Annotated in this window: 17 protein-coding genes; 10 read left to right on the forward strand and 7 right to left on the reverse strand. The window is 69.3% G+C overall.

What is annotated here, in order from left to right; translation table 11 throughout:
• The 5 genes from AMK34_RS01730 to AMK34_RS01750 are packed head-to-tail and all read left to right on the forward strand — an operon-like array spanning position 1 to position 7138.
• Positions 1–498, forward strand: coding sequence for a hypothetical protein (locus AMK34_RS01730; RefSeq protein ID WP_073842447.1), 498 nt, complete (start codon positions 1–3; stop codon positions 496–498).
• Positions 498–1871: a hypothetical protein gene (locus tag AMK34_RS01735; RefSeq protein WP_241832661.1), complete on the forward strand. Its 1374-nt coding sequence runs from the start codon at positions 498–500 to the stop codon at positions 1869–1871. The genes AMK34_RS01730 and AMK34_RS01735 overlap by 1 nt, the downstream gene beginning before the upstream one ends.
• Positions 1868–3238 carry a VWA domain-containing protein gene (locus tag AMK34_RS01740; RefSeq protein WP_073842449.1) on the forward strand — a complete coding sequence of 457 codons (1371 nt, stop codon included), beginning with the start codon at positions 1868–1870 and terminating at the stop codon, positions 3236–3238. The genes AMK34_RS01735 and AMK34_RS01740 overlap by 4 nt, the downstream gene beginning before the upstream one ends.
• Before the next feature lie 19 nt (positions 3239–3257).
• A complete protein-coding gene (locus AMK34_RS01745) occupies positions 3258–4370 on the forward strand; it encodes an ATP-binding protein (RefSeq protein WP_038514683.1) in 1113 nt (370 codons plus the stop codon).
• Complete coding sequence (locus AMK34_RS01750; RefSeq protein ID WP_073842450.1) at positions 4367–7138, forward strand: DUF5682 family protein; 2772 nt, start codon at positions 4367–4369, stop codon at positions 7136–7138. Before AMK34_RS01745 ends, AMK34_RS01750 begins: the two co-directional genes overlap by 4 nt.
• A 42-nt stretch (positions 7139–7180) precedes the next feature.
• On the opposite strand, the gene AMK34_RS01755 is transcribed toward AMK34_RS01750, so the two are convergent.
• Positions 7181–8647, reverse strand: a complete 1467-nt coding sequence (locus tag AMK34_RS01755; RefSeq protein ID WP_073842451.1) for a carotenoid oxygenase family protein — start codon at positions 8645–8647, stop codon at positions 7181–7183.
• An 83-nt stretch (positions 8648–8730) separates the two neighbouring features.
• Here AMK34_RS01755 and AMK34_RS01760 point away from each other — a divergent pair, with 83 nt between their 5' ends.
• Positions 8731–9450 carry a TetR/AcrR family transcriptional regulator gene (locus AMK34_RS01760; RefSeq protein WP_073842452.1) on the forward strand — a complete coding sequence of 240 codons (720 nt, stop codon included), beginning with the start codon at positions 8731–8733 and terminating at the stop codon, positions 9448–9450.
• Here the strand turns inward: AMK34_RS01760 and AMK34_RS01765 are convergent.
• The gene (locus tag AMK34_RS01765) at positions 9434–10039 is read right to left on the reverse strand and encodes a TetR/AcrR family transcriptional regulator (RefSeq protein WP_073842453.1); all 606 of its coding nucleotides are present in this window, start codon (positions 10037–10039) and stop codon (positions 9434–9436) included. The genes AMK34_RS01760 and AMK34_RS01765 overlap by 17 nt on opposite strands.
• Positions 10040–10129: 90 nt before the next feature.
• On the opposite strand from AMK34_RS01765, the gene AMK34_RS01770 reads away from it, so the two are divergent.
• Positions 10130–11011 (forward strand): alpha/beta fold hydrolase, encoded by an 882-nt coding sequence (locus AMK34_RS01770; RefSeq protein WP_073842454.1) that lies wholly within the window; start codon positions 10130–10132, stop codon positions 11009–11011.
• Here the strand turns inward: AMK34_RS01770 and AMK34_RS42165 are convergent.
• Together AMK34_RS42165 and AMK34_RS01785 are read right to left on the reverse strand one after the other, a co-directional pair.
• Positions 10956–12110, reverse strand: coding sequence for a hypothetical protein (locus tag AMK34_RS42165; protein WP_198941619.1), 1155 nt, complete (start codon positions 12108–12110; stop codon positions 10956–10958). The genes AMK34_RS01770 and AMK34_RS42165 overlap by 56 nt on opposite strands.
• 85 nt (positions 12111–12195) lie before the next feature.
• Positions 12196–12828: a TIGR03086 family metal-binding protein gene (locus tag AMK34_RS01785; protein ID WP_073844503.1), complete on the reverse strand. Its 633-nt coding sequence runs from the start codon at positions 12826–12828 to the stop codon at positions 12196–12198.
• A gap of 70 nt (positions 12829–12898) precedes the next feature.
• Here AMK34_RS01785 and AMK34_RS01790 point away from each other — a divergent pair, with 70 nt between their 5' ends.
• Complete coding sequence (locus AMK34_RS01790; protein ID WP_073842457.1) at positions 12899–13327, forward strand: MarR family winged helix-turn-helix transcriptional regulator; 429 nt, start codon at positions 12899–12901, stop codon at positions 13325–13327.
• 1 nt (position 13328) lies between these two features.
• Here AMK34_RS01790 and AMK34_RS01795 read toward each other — a convergent pair whose 3' ends face one another.
• Both AMK34_RS01795 and AMK34_RS01800 read right to left on the reverse strand, forming a co-directional pair.
• Positions 13329–13838, reverse strand: coding sequence for a hypothetical protein (locus AMK34_RS01795; protein ID WP_198941620.1), 510 nt, complete (start codon positions 13836–13838; stop codon positions 13329–13331).
• A gap of 151 nt (positions 13839–13989) precedes the next feature.
• Positions 13990–14607, reverse strand: a complete 618-nt coding sequence (locus tag AMK34_RS01800) for a hypothetical protein (protein WP_073842458.1) — start codon at positions 14605–14607, stop codon at positions 13990–13992.
• 86 nt (positions 14608–14693) lie between these two features.
• On the opposite strand from AMK34_RS01800, the gene AMK34_RS01805 reads away from it, so the two are divergent.
• Positions 14694–17690, forward strand: a complete 2997-nt coding sequence (locus AMK34_RS01805; RefSeq protein WP_073842459.1) for a DEAD/DEAH box helicase — start codon at positions 14694–14696, stop codon at positions 17688–17690.
• Positions 17683–18387, forward strand: coding sequence for an SWIM zinc finger family protein (locus tag AMK34_RS01810; RefSeq protein ID WP_038514656.1), 705 nt, complete (start codon positions 17683–17685; stop codon positions 18385–18387). Before AMK34_RS01805 ends, AMK34_RS01810 begins: the two co-directional genes overlap by 8 nt.
• On the opposite strand, the gene AMK34_RS01815 is transcribed toward AMK34_RS01810, so the two are convergent.
• Positions 18375–19373 (reverse strand): enoyl-CoA hydratase/isomerase family protein, encoded by a 999-nt coding sequence (locus AMK34_RS01815; protein WP_073842461.1) that lies wholly within the window; start codon positions 19371–19373, stop codon positions 18375–18377. The genes AMK34_RS01810 and AMK34_RS01815 overlap by 13 nt on opposite strands.
• Between the last annotated feature and the right edge of the window lie 60 nt (positions 19374–19433).

Raw genomic sequence — 19433 nt, forward strand, 5'->3', positions numbered from 1 at the left:
TTGTCAGACTGGGAAAGAGCGAGCACGGCCCGGGTGTTGCCACCCGCCCGCCCGCGCAAACTCGCGAAGGTCCCGTTCGTCGAACTGGCCGACGGACGGGTGCAGGGCGTGGTGTCCAGCGGATCGGACATCGGGCGTGTGTACGTGTCGTCGGTCTCGGCGAGCACGTACGAATTCTCCTGTAGTACCAACAACAACCGGCCGTGTGGTGGGGCGCGGGGGATGTTCTGCAACCACATTCTCGCCCTGGTCAACGAATCCACCCTTCAATACGGAGCCGAGCGGGTGGCGCGATACCTGCGCGTCGAGGTTCCCGAGCCGACGGCGCAGGCCATTTCGCAGACCATGAGCGCGACACGGCCGTCGCAAGGTGACAGCACCGCCGCGGCTTCGGTGTTCAGCCAATTCTTGCGGCACTTGGCATACCTCGAATTCGAAGTGTCCACGGCTCCGGTGCCGGAGCTTCAGTGGTTCCCGTCGACCAGGGCGGTGGTCTGATGCGCGTCGATCTGCTCACCGATCCCATCGCCGGCCTCGACGAGGCATTGGCGGTCGTCGACGCTTTCGACGATGTGCTCGTCGCCGGGTTGCTTCGTCCTCAGAAAGTCGCCGGTCTGACCGAGCTCGCCGATGCCGTCGCCGGGTCGCCGTTGGCGGCGCGCGTCGCGGAGGCCGCCGAGAAGACCGCGGCCGGTGCGGCAGGGGAGGAACACTTCGTTTCCCTTGCGGCGGCGAGGATCGCGGTGTTCGGCTCCGTGCACGACGCGGTCTTCTCGCGCCTTGTCGAAGCGACTGGCCGACCGCAGGACGAGGACCCGACCCGGCAGGTTTCCGAGACGGAGTCGCCGAATCTCCTCGCGGCCGCTCGGTCCTGGCTCGCCGATCTGGCCCGAGCGGGCTGGCAGGGTATCGACCACGACCTCATCTCGGGCTCGGCGCAGGTGATTTCGGCGCTGCTCGCCGAACCGAGCCTGCGACGGCTGGCCGTCCTGCTCGACGGTTTCGCGGCCGAGCTCGCGGCGTCGTGCCCTGGTGCGGCGTTGGATCGTGTCCCCGTCCGGCGCTGGGGCGACCTGTGGTCGCGCGCGATGGTTCTGACCTTGCCCGGGGCGGCGCCGGAGGTCGGCACGGTCACCGGCCGCTTGCTGCCGCTCGGCGTCGACCTGCTGGAACACTCGACGGCCGCGCAGGCCCAGGTCCACGCCGTGGTCGAACCCGAAGACGGCACGGCTCCCCGTCTCGTGCGCGCGAACGTGACAGTGCCCAAGCCGGACACGATCATCGGCGCCGGGATCTGGCAGTTGCTGCGCCCGCATCTCTCCCTGCTCACGGCGATCAGCGAGGGCCGCTCCATGGACCTCACCGGCATGCCGGTCACCGCCGAGGGCGACCTGCTCTGGCAGGACGAGCACGCCCGCCTCGGTGAGCCCGCGGACGCGTTTTCGACGGCGCGCGTCGTTCTACCGAAGGCCGTCACGCCGATGGTCGCGCCCTTGGACCGGCATCCGGTGCGGATCGCCGTCCCTGTGTTCCTCGAGGGTTACGACGTCGAGGGCGACGAGGACGACGTGACGTTCACCTTCGCCGGGAATCGGCTCTTCGTCGAGACGGACCGCATCCCAGCGGCCGGTCCGCTGACGCCGAAGGCGGTCGCGAGTTCCAGCGCGTGCCTCGGCCTGATCCGGTGGGACGGCGGATTCCGCCTCCAGCCGCTCGCCGTCGAGACCACCGTGCGCAAGAAGACCACCGCCGTGCACGCCGGAGCCTGGGCCGGCGGCACCACGGACAAGGCCGGGGTGAAAGCCGAGAAGGGGGCCACCGACGCCGCGGCCGTGCTGCGCGAGCGTGCCGGAAGGCTGTTGCGGAAATGACCGAACCCGAGGACAACCGCCGCCAGGTTCTGTATTGGCGGCTACTCGCCCGGCTCTTCGACACCGAGGAGCAGGCCGCGCTCGAATCGGCGAGCGTGGCCGTCGTCGAGGACATCGGCTTGCCGTCGGCGCTGCTGGATCCGAACGTCGCGGTCGACTCGGTCGTCCAGCGTCATCCGGAGCTGACCGCCGAGTTCGACGGGCTGATGGTCCCCGAAGCCGAGGACAGCCGGGACAAGGCGGCCGAGGTGCGGCGCGCGGCGCTCGTGTCGAAGGTGCTGCTCAACGTCTTCGCTCAGCCGCCGCACACGGTGACCGCCAGCCGACTGTCCTGCTGGCAGTCCGACGCGGGCTGGCTCGAGCGCGCGCTGGGCTGCCGTCCGGGCGAACTGCGCGGCGGTCGTCCCGGTGGCGCCCCGACCGGGCTCGGCGGCACCGGAGGGGGCGGCACACCCGATCTGAGCACCCTGCTCCCGGCGATCGGCCCGGACCTCGGCGACATCGAGGCGGACCTCGTCAAACGGATGCATCTGCGCGAGGTCCTCGCCGATCCCGCGCTCGCGGCGAAGCTGAGCCCGAGTATGTCCCTCATCGAACAGTTGTTGCGGGACAAGGACAATCTGTCGGGAGTGGCGTTGGCCAACGCCAAGTCGCTCATCCGGCGTTACGTCGACGAGATCGCGGAGGTCCTGCGGACCCAGGTCGAGAAGGCCTCGACGGGCAAGGTGGATCGGTCGGTCCCGCCGAAGCGCGTGTTCCGCAACCTCGACCTCGATCGCACCATCTGGAAGAACCTCACCAACTGGAGCCCGGAAGAGGAACGGCTCTACGTCGATCGCCTGTACTACAAGCAGACCGCGAAGAAGACCACGCCACAGCGGCTCATCGCGGTCGTCGACCAGTCCGGTTCCATGGTGGACTCGATGGTCAACTGCGCCGTGCTGGCCTCGATCTTCGCCGGATTGCCCAAAGTGGACGTTCACCTGATCGCCTACGACACACAGGCGCTCGACCTCACCCCGTGGGTCCACGATCCCTTCGAAACGCTGCTGCGCACGAATCTGGGCGGCGGCAACGACGGCATGGTCGCGATGGGGCTGACCCAGCCGAAGATCGCCGAGCCCGCGAACACCGTGGTGGTGTGGATCTCCGACTTCTACGAGACCCGCGTCGAGCAGCTCTTCGAGAGCATGGCCGCGATCCACCGGTCCGGAGCGAAGTTCATCCCGGTCGGTTCGGTCACCAGCGCCGGACGGGGCAGCGTCAATCCCTGGTTCCGCGAGCGCTTCAAGGATCTCGGCACGCCCGTGATCTCCGGCCACATCACCAAACTCGTTCACGAACTCAAGACTTTCCTCACCTCCTGAACTCCCCGAAAGGCAAGACATGTCCGACCTGTTGCGCGCCCCCGCCGAGATCAAGTACGCCGAAGAGCTGGACTGGCTGGAATCCGTCGACGACAACCCCAAACCGTTCGCCTGGCGTCTGTCCCCGAAGATGCTGCGCCTGTTCATCCTGGGTTCCGAGCGGGCCGACGGCCTCGACCGTGAGATCTCGCAGAAATGGTTCGGCGACCGGAGCATCGTGGAGCGGGCCATCGTCACGCTCGCCTCGGACCGCGGGCTCCTGCTGATCGGGGACCCGGGCACCGGCAAGAGCTGGCTCGCCGAGCTGCTGGCCGCCGCGATCTCCCGCAACTCCACCCTCGTCGTGCAGGGGACCGCCGGCACCACCGAGGACCACATCAAGTACTCGTGGAACGTCTCGATGGTCATCGCGAAGGGCCAGTCCCGCGAGTCGATGATCCCGTCGCCGATCATGACGGCGATGGAGGCGGGCTCGATCGGCCGGTTCGAGGAGCTGACCCGGTCCACCAGCGACGTGCAGGACGCGCTGATCTCGATCCTGTCGGAGAAGTACATCTCGGTGCCGGAGCTGGACAGCGACGGCATCGTCTTCGCCAAACCCGGCTTCTCCGTGATCGCCACCGCCAACAGCCGCGACCGCGGCGTCAACGACCTGTCGTCCGCGCTCAAGCGCCGCTTCAACTTCGTCCGCATTCCCGTGGTGACGAACAAGAAGAGCGAGGCGGAGATCGTCCGCTTCCGCACCGAGGAACTGCTGCGCCGCCACCAGATCGAGCTGGACGTGCCGCCGACGCTGCTCGACGTGCTGCTCCGCAGCTTCGGCGACCTTCGCGCCGCGGCGGCGTCGGCGGGCAGCGACGACGAGAAGCTGGAGTCGGCGTTGTCCACGGCCGAGCAGATCGGCGTGCTCGAAGACGCGGTGCTGCACAGCAACTTCTTCGGCGAACGCGAGCTGACCGCCCGCACACTGGCCTCCTCGCTGGTCGGTTCGCTCGCCCGTCGTGAACCGGAGGATCTGGCGATCCTCAACAAGTACCTGCACGGTGTCGTCGAGCCGCGCAGCAAGGACGAGGGCGGGGACTGGCCGGAGTTCCTCGACGGCGGCCGCGACGCGATCGCCACCCTCTCGTGAGCGGCGCCTTCGAGGCGTTGCGCGGCCAGTTGCAGGAGGCCGCGGCCGCCTTCGCCGACGGGCCCGGCGCACTGGAGGGCATCCTGCTCGGGCTCGTCGACGACGTCGACCGCGCGGTGCGGGAGCCGCTGGAGATCTTCCCGGTCTGCCACCATTCCCCGGCTTCGGCCGTCGCGATGGCACGGCGGTTGCGGGAGAAGCAGCCGAAGGTCGTCTACCTCGAACTGTGCGAGGACATGGCGCCGTTGCTGACCGAGCTGCGCAACTGCCGTCTTCCCGTAGCGGTGCAGGCGTTCGCGACGGAGGTCAAGGGATTCCCCGCGGAGTGGGCACCCTTGTCCGTGGTCGCGCCGATCACCGAGGCTTCGGCGGAATACCAGGCGATCGCGTACGCCCTCGACACCCCGGGCGTCGAACTCGTCCTCGTCGACCGGTCAGCGGACCATGTCTTCCAATGGAACGAACGTGAGCCTGAGCCGTCCGCCGACCCGGACGCGCCGCCCGTCGAGGAGGAGGCCGCGCTGCACGGTGACGCGGTCGGCGTCGAGATCGGTGACCTGCGGCCGCGGTTCGCCGAACTCGAGGAACACCTGCTGCGGCACGGGCGGGTGCGGCACTGGTCGGAGTGGTGGCATCAGTACGTCGAGCTGCCGCTCGGTGACAGCGACCACGACACCTATCGCCAGGTCATGTTCCTGATCGGCAGCCTGTTCCGTCGTCTCGCGCCGGGGGACACCCGGCACGTTCGGGTCGACGAAGACCGCGAGCGCTACATGTGGACCCGTATGCGCGAGCACCTCGCCGCGTCGGGGGCAGACCCGGCGGAGTGCCTCTACATCTGCGGCGCCTTCCACGCGGCCAGCCGGGTCGCGGAGTTCGGCGTCGAAGGTACGGACGGGTTCGTGATCAGCCCGCGCAGCGAGAGCACCTGGCAGTACGGGCTGATCCCGTCGAGCCACGCCTCGATCGAGGCGCAGTTCGGGCTGGCCGGGGGATCGGTGTCGATCGCCGCGACCGAGTGGGCCAAGAACCTCAAGCGCACCAAGGTGAAGCAGTTCCAGCTGGAAGGGCAGGTGGGCGGGCCGAAGCGGAAGAAAGCCGCGGAGCTGCCCGCGCCGACGCCGGACCCGGTGGCAGTGGACCCATCGGACCAGCTTTCCGGCTTCCTGCAACGACCTCCGGTACTCGACCGGCTGGATGAGGCGGAGCTGCTGGGCTGGTCGGTCGAGATCGTGCGGGCCGCGCGCCGGAACGGATACCTGGCCTCGACGGCCGATGCCATCGCGGTCTTCGAGACCTCGATCCTGCTGGCGGGCGTGCGTGACCGGGCCAAACCGACACCGTACGACTTCCAGGACGCGGCGGTCACCTGTATCGAGAAGGACGTCGTGCCCGGCAGGCGCGACGTGCGCCGCCTCGTCGAGATCATGATGGGCGGCGACCGGATCGGCCAGGTCGGGTACGACGCGTTGCCACCCTTGGCGCGCGACGTGCACGACAGGCTGGAGCCGCTGGACCTCAAGCTGCAGCAACGAGGTGTGCAGCGGGCGCTGCTCGACATCGCGTCGAGGCCGGAGCTGGAACCCTGCTCCGATCTGCTGTGGATGCTGCGCTACCTGATGCCGCGCGGTGCGGCGAGGCCGATCATGGGCGAGCGGCGGCTCGGCGAGCGGCCGATCCAGGAATCGTGGGATCTGGCGCTGGGCACCCACCAGCGGGCCCTCATCGAGCTGGGCTACGAGGGGGTCAGTGTCGAGCAGGTGCTGGAGCAACGGCTTCGGCGTGCTGCCTACCACCCGCAGGCCACCGCCGCGAAGGTGCTCGGAGCGGTCGAAGACGCGACGCTCTACCTGCGTAGTGCCCGGCTCGCAGGAGAGCTGGGGACGCGTGCTCTGGAGGTGCTGGCCACCGAACGCACCGTCGACGGCGCTCCGGAAGTGTTGCGGCGGGTGCGGAGGCTGCTCGCGCACTACCGGACCAGCGAGCCGGTGCTGCCTCGGTGGATCGAGGAGTTCGTCAGGACGGGGTACGCGCACTACTGCACCCTGCTCCCGGCGGCCTTCGCCGACGAGGAAGCCGGTGTAGAGCAGGTCGCCGCGATGCTGGGCTTCCTGTTCAGCATGGAGTCGCTCGCCTTGTCGCTGGGGTGCGACCGCACGCAGCTGGAGCTGGCGATCGTCGGATCGCATCCGCAGGAGCCGTCGAAGGTGGCGTTGCTGTGGGCCGCGCAGGTGCAGCTCGGTCGACTCTCCCGCGCGGAGCTGCGGGAGCGGTGCGCCGAGCTGCTGGCGAACCCGATGGTGCTGCCCGCTTATCCGCGCTACCTGAGCGGGTTCGTGCACGCGTTGGAGCCGGCGCCCGGGCTGGCCGACTTCGTCGTCGAGGCGGTGTCGAACGCCTTCGCCGAGCTTCCGGACCGGTTGCTGTTGCCATGGTTGCCGACGTTGATCACCACCCTGCGGTCCAGGGGCGCCGAGCTGGTGCCGCTGCTCGTGAGGGAAGCCAGCCGCATCTTCCCGGGACGGCTCACGGCGCTCGATGAATGGGTTCCGCCCTGGAAGGACCAGCCGGAACCCGTCGCGGTGGCCAGGAAGGCCAAGAGTGGCGGCCTCGCGCTGCTGGCGGCGCATCCGGCGGCGTGTGACGCGGTGGCGGGTCTGCTGGGCTGCGACGAGCCGTGGGGGAGCACCGCACCCACCGGTTTGGCGTTGCTCGAGCGGTATCCGGACTCCGCCGCCGCGTTGGAGGAGGTGCTCACAGGAGTGTGAACAGAGGGGCTGTCGCCGGGTTCCCGGCGACAGCCCGATCGATCAGTCGGCGACCCAGCTTCCGTGGAAGCCCAGCGGTACCGGCCTGGGCAGATGGATACGTGCCAAGGGCTTCGCGGTGAAGTCCTGCGCCGCGAGGATCACCAGGTCCGACGCGTTGCGGTCGGGATTGTTGACGTAGGCGAGGGCATAGCCGTCGTCCTCGGCCTTGCCGCGGGAGGACGGCACGAACACCGCTTCGCTCGCGTCGGCACCCCGGCCGAAACGGTGCACCTCAGAGCGCCCGTTCCGCAGGTCGTGCTTGATCAGCGCGTTGCCGAAGGAGCCGGACGGCTTGTCCAGGTAGACGTCGAACAATTCGCCGGGGGAGGCCGAGTAGCCATACCGGTGCCGTCGCGACACCAGGCTTTCGTTGACCCGCGGGAACTCCTGCGGCCGGTCGTCGAGAACGCGGCGCCGGACCCGCCCCTGCGCGAGATCGATCGTCCAGCGTTCCAGCACCGGCGGGCCCGACGCCGACGGACCACCGAAGCCCTGCTTGCCTGCCACCTCGAACGGAGCGGGCATCGTGGTCAGGTCGACCACCACCGTGGAGCCCTGCTCGTAGGCGTTGAGCGTATGGGAGTAGAACACCGGATCCACCCCGAACCAGCGGACCGGGCCACCGTCGCGTTTCATCACCCCGACCCGGGCCGGGTGATCCGTGTTCCACTTGTAGGGCACGACCTTGCCCGGCTGCGGATCGAAGGTGACCGGTACGTCGAAGACGACCACGTAGTTCTCGGTGAGCCCGAAGTCGTGCATCATCGGGCTGTCGGTGACCGGGATGCGGGTGGTCCGCACCACGCGGCCGGTCCGGTCGACCATGAGATGCCGCACGTGGTCCCAGGTCGGGTGATAGGTCACCGCGTGCAGCTCGTCGGCACGGGCGTCGAACTTGGTGTGCGCGGTGTAGGAGCCCTCCAGTGAACCGCTGAAATCGAACGGCCCCAACGTGTTCAGCTCGCCGTCGAGTTCGTACGGCGGGGCGCCCGACTCCTGGAGGGCGAGGATGCGGCCGTGATGGGCCATCACGTGCGTATTCGGCGCGAAGTCCTCGGCGGGGACCGGCCACGGGTACCGCTCGCCGAGCTTCGCCGCGACCCCGGACGAACGGACCCAGCGGTTGCGGTACCACTCGGCCTTGCCGTCGCGCAGCCGGACGCCGTGCACCATGCCCTCACCCAGCATCCAGTGGTGCGCGCGCGGATCCTCGAGACCGAGAACGTTCGGCCCGGTGCGCAGGTATCGCCCGCAAAGATCGCTCGGAATGCGGCCGGTGACCGGCAGGCCGAACGCGGTCACCTCCTCCGTGACCGGCGCGAACGCGCCTTCGAGGAACGGGTAGCGCGGTTTCGCCGGAGCTTGCGCGGCGAAAGCGGATCCGCTGCTCCCGAAGCTCGCGGCGGCTCCACCGATGGCGAGCGCGGCCGCGCCGCGGAGCACGTTCCGCCTGGTCGGTTCGGTCATGGTCGATCCCCCGGTTCGTGACGTAACTGTGTATGCCATGAACAGTGTATGCCTTTACCGGTTTTGAGTGCAACAATGCCCCGATGGACGACGTCAAGATCGAGTTGCTGCCGCCGGGTACGGCGCTGGCCTGGGGACATGCCCCGGCGCCCCGGCGCGGGCCGAAACCGGGATACAGCCTCGAGCAGATCGTCGACGCGGCCATCGCGCAGGCCGACGCGGAGGGCTATGCGGCGCTGTCCATGCCTTCGATCGCCAAACGGCTCGGCGTCACCGCGAACGCGCTTTACCGGTATCTGAGCTCCAAAGAGGAACTGCTCGTCCTCGTGGCCGAAGCGGCCTGGGGGCCGCCGCCGGAACCGTCGTCCGGCGATTGGCGCGTCGCGGTCACCGCCTGGGCCCGCGCGCTCCTCGAACGTTGCCGGCGTCATCCGTGGCTGATCGACCTGCCGGTGCGGAGTGCGCCCAGTACGCCGAATCTCCTGGGGTGGCTGGAAAACTTCCTTGAGGGGATGGCGGATTCAGGGCTGAACGCCCAGGATGTCACGGGCTGCGCGGTATTGGTCGACGGATGGGTTCGCAGCACCGCGTCGTTGCTTCGGGACGTGAACGCGAGCCCGCCTGATCAGGTCCGGGCTCTGGGCTCGTTTCTGGGGCCGCGGCTCGAAGCGCGGGGCTATCTGCGCGTCGCCGCCGTGATTTCCGGTGAGGCGTACGGCGAAGAAGGCATCGAGGAAGCGGACATCGAGTTCGGTCTCAGCCGCATCCTGGACGGTATCGAGGCGCTCATCGAGCGCCGCTGAACACCCCGTCCAGCCGGTAGTCGACGATCTCCGACGCGCGCTCGGCCGTGTAGGCGTCGACCATGATCGCCGTGACGAGGCCGGCGGACATCGTCGCGAGGGAGTCCGCCTCGAGCCGGGGATCGAGGCGCGCGGAAACGTCGCCTTTCTCCTGGGCCGCCCGGAGCAGTTCGGTGATCGCGTGGACCAGGTGGGGCAGAAGCGGTTCCTGGTCGGGATCCTGGCTGCCGCGCGTGACGTCGACGGCGAAATACGCGATCTGGACGGCGGAAAGCATGCGGGCGCGGTCGCCGTCCGGCAGCACCGCGGTCAGGTAGGCGCGCACGATGGTGCGCTCGTCGCCGGTCTTCATCGCCTCGCCGATGGTCTTCCCGGCGTGCTCCGCGGTCAGCTCGACGATCCGCTGCCAGGAGAAGCGCAGCATCTCCTCCTTGGTCGGGAAGTAGTACTGGACCAGGTTCATCGAGATGCCCGCCTCCGCGGCCACCGCACGCAGCGTGACCGCCTGCAGGCCTTGGGCGGCGGCGATCCGGAAGAGCGCCTCCGCGATCTCGCGCCTGCGCTCTTGGTGGTCCACACGTTTCGGCACGCGGTCACTCTGCCATGCCGGTGAGGGTTGGCCGGAATGGCCACCCGCTGTTATGGTGCAAGTGCACCATAAAAACTCGGAGGAGGTCCGATGCTGGGGGAGTTCACCGACAAGAAGGCCGAAGAGCGCTTCTTCGCCGTCTACGACGAAATTCTGCGGAAGTGGCCGGTTCCCGCCGTGGAACTGGACATCGAAACGAGATTCGGCCCGACGCGGGTCCGTGGTTGCGGGCCGGCGGACGGCCCGCCGATCGTGCTGCTTTCCGGCGGGATGGGCACGTCGCTGTCCTGGTATCCGCATATCGCCGAACTCGCCGTCCGGCACCGGGTCTACGCCGTCGACTCCCTCGGCGAGCCCGGGCGGTCGATCCAGACCGCGCCGATCGAGTCCACGGAAGACTGCGCGGACTGGCTCACCGAGGTCGTCGAAGGCGTTCTCGCGGAAACGGCCCACGAAAAGGTCTATCTCGTCGGTGTTTCGCGAGGCGGCTGGCTGGCGCTGAACCTCGCGACGCGGTCCACCGCCCGGATCGCGGGTGTCGTCGCCATCGAAGCGGCTGGGTTCGGCGTGATCGGCCGGAGCTTCATCTGGTGGAGCCTGCGCGAGATCTTCCGCTGGTTCCTGCCCAGGTGGCTCCTGCGGCTGGTGGCGTCGGGTGATCCGGACGTGCGGCACACCGTGCGGCCCCTGCTCTTCGCCGCGCTCAAGTACAAGCAGCAGCTCCCTGAAATGCACCTGTTCAGCGACGCCGAGCTGGCGGCGATCGACGTGCCCACCCGGATCGTCGTCGGCGAACGCAGCGTCATCCACGACGCTCGCGCGGTGGCGGTCCGGCTCGCCTCACTGAACCCGCATATCGAGGTCGAGGTCGTGCCCAAGACCACTCATGGGTTGTCGCTGGAGAAGCCCGACCTCGTCACCGCCCGGATCCTCGAGGCGGCGCGGGAGCCTCACGTCGATGTGAGGGAGTGACCCGAGGTCCGTGTTCTGCGGGCTGGCCTGGGATTCGGTCGCGATACGGCAGCGGATCCTCGGTGATCGCGTTCCAGGTGCGGAGATTGGCGGGCTTCCGCCAGCGGTCAGCGGTCTCGGCCACCTGATCGTGGATGTAGAGGGCATGGCTGCACGTTTCGTGCCAAGCGCTGACGAGTTGATCGCGAGTTCTCAGGCCGCGGAAGAGCTCCGCGTGGAGTTCGAGGACGCAGTAGAGCGAATGACGGGCGGCTGCCACGCCTGGGTTGTCAGTCGCGCCGAGCCGGTCTGGTGGCACTCCTCCACAGACTGGGCAATCGCAGGTCCAGAGATGGGCGATGTCGGGTGTGTCGGCGAAGATCTCCTCGCAGGTCTCGAGTCGGTGGTAGCTGAGAAGGCGCGTCACGAACGCTGACAATCCGATCGGACGTCGCGGGCCGCGGGCTGTGACGGGATAGAGATGGCGAAGCGCGCCGATCGTGCCGACTGCCGCGGCGTGGGCGCCGTGGCAGAGTGCGCCGATCGCGGAGACGTCGGATCGCAACAAGAGGACGGGCGCTGTCGAAGCGGCCAAAAGCTGGAGCAGCCCCTTGAGGAGGTACTGGCGTCCGAATGGATCGGCTTCGTGTTCGAGTACGAGTGCGACTGGCACGCCGTAACGGTTGATCTCCCGTGATAGCGCCGCGCAGATCGCTGCTGTGGCGAACCATCGTGTGGACATGGGGAGTACCGCGACGGTGGGTGTGGGCTCCCTGCTCGCCGCTTGGAGGATCGCCTTCAGTCCCGTCCAATTACGAGGCGCCAGGTAGCCGGAGTCGGTCAGGGGAATCAAACCGAGGTCGCGTTGGCGGCGGATCCAGGCGGGGTGGGTGCCCCGGCCCGCACTGATCCTGCGCCTGCCCGAATACCGGTCGGCGTCGCAGAGGATCGGGCCGTTGAACCCCCGGTCCCGGAGTCGCCGGACGGTGTTCTCGGGCGAGGCACCGGTCAGGACGAGACCCGCGCCGGTCTGCTCGGCGATGTCGAGGATCGACACCACTGCGGCCGACCGGCATTGGATCAACAGCCGGCCACGGAACGCGTCCAGCGAATGGTCCATCCTCTGACGGTGAACCACGTCCCGTCGCGTGTCACCGGCAGTCACACCGATGCCGGTCGACATCGAGCTGTCGGAGCAGCGAGGTTCACGCAGAGCGCGGCGTGAGGTTCCTGTGGGGGACCACCTCGTCCGGCCAACATGGGGAACGGCCGAGCAGGGCGACGATCGTGTCCAGATCGGACTGCCCCGTCGCCTCGACGGCCGGTGCGAACGCCGCGCCCGGCATGGTCCGGCTCTTCCCGTTCGGGATCGCCTCGGCGAACCGCAGCCCGGCGTCGAGGACCTCTCGCTGGAACGTGATCGGCAGGCCGAGGGTCTTGGCCACGTCCCACGAATGCACCAGGTAGTCCACGAAATGGAAGCCGAGGGCCTGCTCCGCGGTGAAGGTGACTTCGGTGGAGAACTCGGGAAGGGCGAATTTCCGCTCGGCGAGATCGTGGGGGACGAAGGCGTTCAGTACGCGGTTCACCGACGCGCGGTAGGTGCCGACGGGGTCGTCGCCCAGCGGGAGCAGCCGCCAATGGTCGAGGTGGCTCTCGCCTTCGGCCGCGGCGGCGAAGCCGTGGTGCTGGGTGGCCATATGCGCCAGCAGGCCGTGCAGGGTCCAGGCATTGCACGGGGTCGGTTTGGCCAGGTCCGCCGGGGTGATCTTGGTGACGAGGTCGAGGCTGGCCCGGGTCACGACGGCGTCGAGCATGCGCAATTCATCGATAGGCATGTGCATATCATCTACATATGCATACGAGTTCGTCAACCGGTTCCCGAACTTCGGTCGGTATGGTCTGCGCATGGCGGAGCAGGGGAGGCCGGATCTCGCGGCGATGCTCGGCGGGCTGATGCGACGGCTGATGAACGCCGAGACGCCGGTGCTGGCCGAGCACGGGTTGACCATGTGGGGCTACGTGGTGCTGAGCGCCCTCGACGACGGGCCCGTCCGCACGCAGGCCGCGCTCGCCAAGGCGATCGGCGCGGATAAGACCCGGATCATCGGCACCCTCGACGCCCTCCAGGAGGACGGGCTGATCACCCGCGAGCCGGATCCGAAGGACCGCCGGGTCCGGCTGCTCGGGATCACCGAGGCGGGCCGCGCGTCGCGGCGGTCGGCCCAAGCCCGGATTCAGGAGCAGGAGGAACGGTTGCTCGGCCAGCTGTCGGCTGCCGACCGCAAGGCGTTCCTCAAGGCCGCGCGCGTGCTTTCCGAGGCGCAGTGGCCGTGAGTCAGCCGTCGGCCAGTGCCCGGAACGACTCGAGAAACGCCGGATCGTAGTCCTCGTCGACGTGGTTCACGTTCCACAAGCCCGAGTCGCGGACCTTGTCGCTGAGTGCGTGGTGGCCGAGCCAAGCAGAGCTCGGCCGGTCCGGGCCTCCACGAAGGTTCGAGAGCAGCGCGATGCTGTTCCGTTCGATGGCGCCACGCAGGCTGGTGCCGTCGGGGCCGGTGGGCACCGCCAGCCAGCGGAACGGCATCCGGCCGATGTGGTCGCTGACCTCGCGTTCGATCGCGGACTCGGCGGCAGCCCATTCCGGGAGCCGTCGCGCTCCGGTCCACGCGTCCAGCAAGGGCCCGGGCGGATGGTCGCGCCTGATCAGCGCCGTCCCGACATGACGGCGGAAGATCGACGCGCGGTGGTTCCCGCCGCCCTTGAGGGTGCCGCGATGTTGCGCCAGGCGCTGCCACAACCTCGTCCTGCTGGTGACGGCGAGTCCGTGGGTGCCGACCCGAACCACCCTCGGAGCGCCGTCGGCGCGCAGTTCGCCGTCCTCGAAGAAGAAGTAGACGCCATGAGTCGGCCAGCCGTCCCGGCCGGTCGCCCCGAACAGCCGACGTGGGGAACCAGCCGTCCGAGCAGCCGGTAGAACTCGGCGAGATCCCCTTCCCTCATCCGAGTTCCTCCACGACCATGCCCGCCGGATAGTCCGACGGCGACCGGCGCCACCACGCGCTGAAAGCCTGCGCCAGCCGCCGTGGCACCTCGACCTGCGCCCCGCCACCGTGGAACTCGATCGTGACCAGCAAGGCCTCGATGTCCCAAGGGATCCGCCGGGCCAGTTTCGCGTAATCGGCGCTGGCGGAGACGAAAGTGACCGCTTTCGTCGCGCCGATCCGGCGCGCTTCCCCCAGAACGGCGTCTTCGAGCACACCCGGCGGCCAGTCGCTGAGCCGCAGCTTCCGGTCGTAGTAGGAGATCGGCTCGTCGGCGCGCAGGATCCCGTAGCCGCCGCTGAGGATCAGCGTCCGCCCGTTCTCGGCGGCCTCGCCCAGCGCGGCGCCGACGTTCCGGTAGAAGTTCCCGCTGTAGCGCAGCCACGCGGGCCGCAAACCTCCGCCTTCGACCTTGGACCTCGCCAAGATCTCGGCTCGTGCGCGAAGCATCGGGTCCGGCCAGGCCGTCCCGGTTGCGTCGGCTTGCCCGCCTCGGTTCTTGGCCTTGGAAGGGCCGAGAACGGTCAGTGCCTCGCGCGGGTCGATCGCGTCGAGAACGTCGGCTGCCTCCATCGAAGGGATCCTATCGGCGACTCGCTGACCGGCCGCTGATCGGTGCCGGGCATGCTGGAGGGACCAGAGGCGCGGAGAGGGGGAACATGTCGCCATTCGTCGTGCACGGCCTGTGGTCCCGTGGCCGCGGGATCGTGCTGTGGGGTGAGCACGGCGATCGCCCGGCCACGACGTCGATGCGGCCGTCGAGCGTGGCCCGGCCGCATCCGTTCGCCGCCTCGGTCGCGGATCTGACCGCCCTGCATCCCGGCAAGCCGGCGACGGCCGTGCTGCTGTTGCCCTCGCGGCGCGGCGGCCCGATCGCGTCGCCCGAGCTGGGCGCGCGGGGCCGCCCGCAGCCGGAACCGACGCTGGAACCCTGGTCGGTGCCGGCACTCCTGATCGACCCCTCGGAGCTGGAGGACCTGGCCGAGACGGTCGGTTACGGCACGTCGGTCCGTCATCTCCGTGCCGTCGTCCGGCTGGCGGACGACCTGGTCCGCCGCGGCCGGGTGCTGCCGACGCTCGTGCGGAACGAGATCGTGGCGCGGGCGCGCTGGCGGCCGGTGGCCCGGGGCGGGGACGCGGTCGCGGTCCGCGCGCTGATCGCGGCCACCCCTCCGGTCGGCCGGGCCGAACATCCCGGGCCGGATCCGGCGGCGCTCGTCACCGACGCGCTGCACACCCTGGTCGACGCGGCGGTCCGCGACCGTCTCGCGGCCGCCGGGCATGCCACGGAAAGCGATGGGCGCGAAGGCCCGTTCGGGTCGTGGCTCCACGCGCTGAAGAGTGCCGACGACCGGGTCGGCCAGTCGCCGGGGCGCATGGGGATCGTCGCCGAGGGCATCGCCGCCTGGGACGCGATCGGCGACACGGACCTCACCGAGGGCACCGTCTGCGTCCGGCTCGACGAGGTTCCGACGCTGCACGGTCCTGCCGACGATCCGGACGACCAGACCGGCGACGGGACCAAGTGGCAGCTGCGCTTCCTCCTGCGTTCCGCGGCCGACCCCAGTCTCCTGCTCCCCGCCGAGGACGTCTGGTCCGGCAAGGCCGGCGCGAAGTTCACCGACCCCGAAGGTCTCTTCACCGCCGAGCTGGAGCGCGCCGCCGGGGTCCTGCCGCTGCTCGGGCCCGCGGTCGAGGCCGAGAAGCCGGGCGTCTACGACCTCACCGTCGCCGAAACCGTGGAGTTCCTCGACGGCGGCGCGGAACAGCTGGTCGCGGCCGGCTTCGACGTCCAGCTCCCGGCGAGCTGGGGTGGCAGGCGGAAGCTCGCGCTCAAGCTGTCCGTCCGCGGCGCGCCCGTCGACCAGGCCGCCGTGCACCGGCTCGGGCGGCATCAGCTCGCCTCCTACCGCTGGGCGCTCGCCGTCGGGGAGGATGCGCTGACCGACGAGGAACTCGCCGGGCTCGCCGCCGCGAAGTCGTCGTTGGTGCGGCTGCGCGGCCGGTGGGTGAGCGTGGACCCCGAACTGCTGCGCGCGGGCCTCGAGTACCTCCGCCGCGATCCGGACCGCGAGAAGCCGCCGCTGCCCACCCCGGCGGACCTCCTCGCCCTGCTCCACGGCGGTTTCGAAGCGCCGCTGCCGGTCACCGAAGTCAGTACCGACGGCTGGATCGACGATTTCCTCGCCGGCCGGGTCCAGCGCACCGTCGAACCGGTCGAGCCGCCGCCGACCTTCGTGGCGACGCTGCGGCCCTATCAGAGCCGCGGTGTCGCCTGGCTTTCGTTCATGACGTCGATCGGGCTCGGGGCCTGCCTCGCCGACGACATGGGGCTGGGCAAGACCGTCCAGCTGCTCGCTCTCGAAGCGATCGAGAGAGCGCAAGGCGACACACGGCCGACACTGCTGGTCTGTCCGATGTCGCTGCTCGGGACGTGGCAACGGGAAGCCGCCAAGTTCGCCCCGGAGTTGCGGGTCCACCTCCATCACGGCGCCGACCGTGGCCGCGTGCGGACCGAGGGCGTGGATCTCGTCGTCACCACCTACTCGACCGCCGCCCGCGACGCCGACGAACTCGCGGCCACCCGCTGGCACCGGCTCGTGCTCGACGAGGCGCAGGCGGTCAAGAACCAGAACACCGGACCCGCGCAGGCCTTGCGCCGGATCCCCGCCGGGCATCGGGTCGCCCTGACCGGGACGCCGGTGGAGAACCGGCTCGCCGACCTGTGGTCGCTTTCGGATCTGCTCAACCCGGGCGTCCTCGGTGGCAGGCAAGAGTTCCGTGAGCGGTTCGAGGTGCCGATCGAGCGACGGGGAGACCTCGCGGCCGCCACCGAGCTGCGCCGCCTGACCCGGCCGTTCTTGTTGCGGCGCCTCAAAACCGACCCCACCGTCCTCGCGGACCTGCCCGAGAAGATCGAGATCCTGCAGGAATACCGCCTCACCCGCGAACAGGTGACGTTGTACCGCGCGACCGTGGACGAGATGATGACGAAGATCGCCGACAGCGCCGGGGTCAAACGGCGCGGCAACATCCTCGCCGCGATCACCAAGCTCAAGCAGATCTGCAACCATCCCGCGCATCTGCTGCACGACGGTTCGCCGATCGGGCACCGCTCCGGCAAGGTCAACCGGCTCGAAGAACTCCTGGCGGAGATCCTGGATTCGGGCGACCGCGCGCTGTGCTTCACCCAGTTCGCCGAGTTCGGACACCTGCTCGTCCCGCATCTGTCGCACCGGCTGAACGTGAAGATCGCCTTCCTGCACGGCGGGCTGTCCCAGCGGCGCCGCGATTCGATCGTCGAGCACTTCCAGTCGGGCGAGGGTCCGTCGATCCTGCTCGCGTCGCTGAAGACCGGGGGAGCGGGACTGACCCTCACCGCCGCCACCCACGTCCTGCATCTCGACCGGTGGTGGAATCCGGCGGTCGAAGAGCAGGCCACCGACCGCGCCTTCCGCATCGGCCAGCGGCGCAGCGTCCAGGTGCGGAAGTTCGTCTGCCCCGGGACCATCGAGGAACGGATAGACGACGTCATCACCAAGAAGGAGGCGCTGGCCGATCTCGTCGTCACCGACGGGGAGGACTGGCTCACCGAGCTGTCCACCGATTCGCTGCGCGAGGTCTTCACGCTCGGCCGGGAGGCGGCCGATGACTGACGGATTCCGCCGGGCGCTCGACGAGCTGGGTGTCCACAAAGGACTGGTGCCGCCCTGCACGGTCGACACGCTCACGCTGGGGCCGGGGGCCGCAGTCGCCAGGGTGCGGGTGACCAGGCAACGGTTCTACGAGGTCCGTATCGGCCTGCCGGCGTTCGGCAAACAGGTGTGGACGGCGGTCGTCGCCGCCGTCGTCGCGGACGAGCCCACGAGGACCGCCCTGCTCGACGGACGGGTCCCGGACGGCATCGATCGCTTCTTCGCCGCCGAGCAGGTGCCGCTGTTCCCCGAGGCGGCGTGGGAACTGTCGCTGGACTGCACGTGTCCCGGCACCCGTGTCCCGTGCGATCACCTCGTCGCGGGCCTGATCGCCCTCGAAGCGGACGCGGACCCGTTCGCGATCTTCACGCTTCGAGGGCGCGATCGCGCGACACTGCTCGAAGAGATCGGACGGCAGGCGGGCGCGCGCGTGACGGGCCCGGCCGCGGATGACGGGACACCCGGGCTCGACGAGGTGATGGACGACTTCTTCGGCTGGGGCCCGGCCGGGGACGTCACGAACCGGCGACGGCCGCCTGCCGGGGATCCCCTGGGACTGCTCGACGAGGTCCCGCCGCTCAAGGCCACAGTGGACGGAACCTCGGTCACCGCCCTGCTGCGGCCGCTCTACCGGGCGATCACCGGTCAGGAGAAGTAGGCGTCGACGATCCTGTCGTCCACTTCGGACAGAGTGGCGGGGGACCACTTCGGAGCGCGGTCCTTGTCGATGATCTGCGCTCGGATGCCTTCGGCGAATTCGGCGGTTGAGAGTGCGTGGGCCGAGATCCGGTATTCCTGTGCCAGCACGGTTTCCAGATCGGGCATCGCCGCCGCCGACCGGAGTGCCCGCAGGGTCACCTTCAGGGCGGTCGGTGACTTCGCCTCGATCTCCTTGGCGGCGGTGGCCGCCGCGTCACCCGCGGTGTGGAGCCGGGCCAGGATCTCTTCGACGGTGTCCGCCGCGTAGCAGTGGTCGATCCAGGCGGCGTCCCCGGCCAGCGCGCTCGGCGGCGCCGGTTCGGCGATCAGTGCCAGCGCGTCGTCCGTGGGACGCGACGTGAGCGCGTCGAGCAGGTCCGGGATCCGTTCGCTGGACACGAAATGGTCGGCGAGTCCACAGTGGATCGCGTCGGGCCCGGAGATCGCCCCGGCGGTGAGCGCGATGTGCGTCCCGAGCTCGCCGGGAGTCCGCGACAACAGATACGTGCCGCCGACGTCCGGGACGAAACCGATACCGGTCTCGGGCATGCCGACGCGCGAGCGCTCGGTGACGATCCGGTGGCTGCCGTGCGCGGAGACGCCGACTCCGCCGCCCATCACCAGCCCGTCCATGAGGGCGAGATACGGCTTGGGGTAGCGCGAGATCAGGAGGTTGAGGCGGTATTCGTCGGCCCAGAACGGCAACGACGCGGTGCCGCCGGCGCGCGCGTCCTCGTAGATGGCGCGGATGTCGCCGCCGGCGCAGAGCCCGCGATCGCCCGCGCCGTCGATCAGCACGGCACGGACACCCGGATCGGCACGCCACGTTTCGAGGTGGTCGAGCATGGCCAGGACCATGCCGTGGTTCAGCGAGTTCAGCGCACGCGGCCGGTTCAGCGTGATCCGGCCGATTCCGCTCTCGACGAGGAACTGGACGTCATTCACCAAGCCACCCTAAAAGTAGGAAGTCCTACTATGTGGAGGTTGTGGTGTACGCCTCAGCGC

The organism is Amycolatopsis sp. CB00013 (assembly GCF_001905755.1).
In the GTDB taxonomy this organism is placed as follows: Bacteria; Actinomycetota; Actinomycetes; order Mycobacteriales; family Pseudonocardiaceae; genus Amycolatopsis; species Amycolatopsis japonica.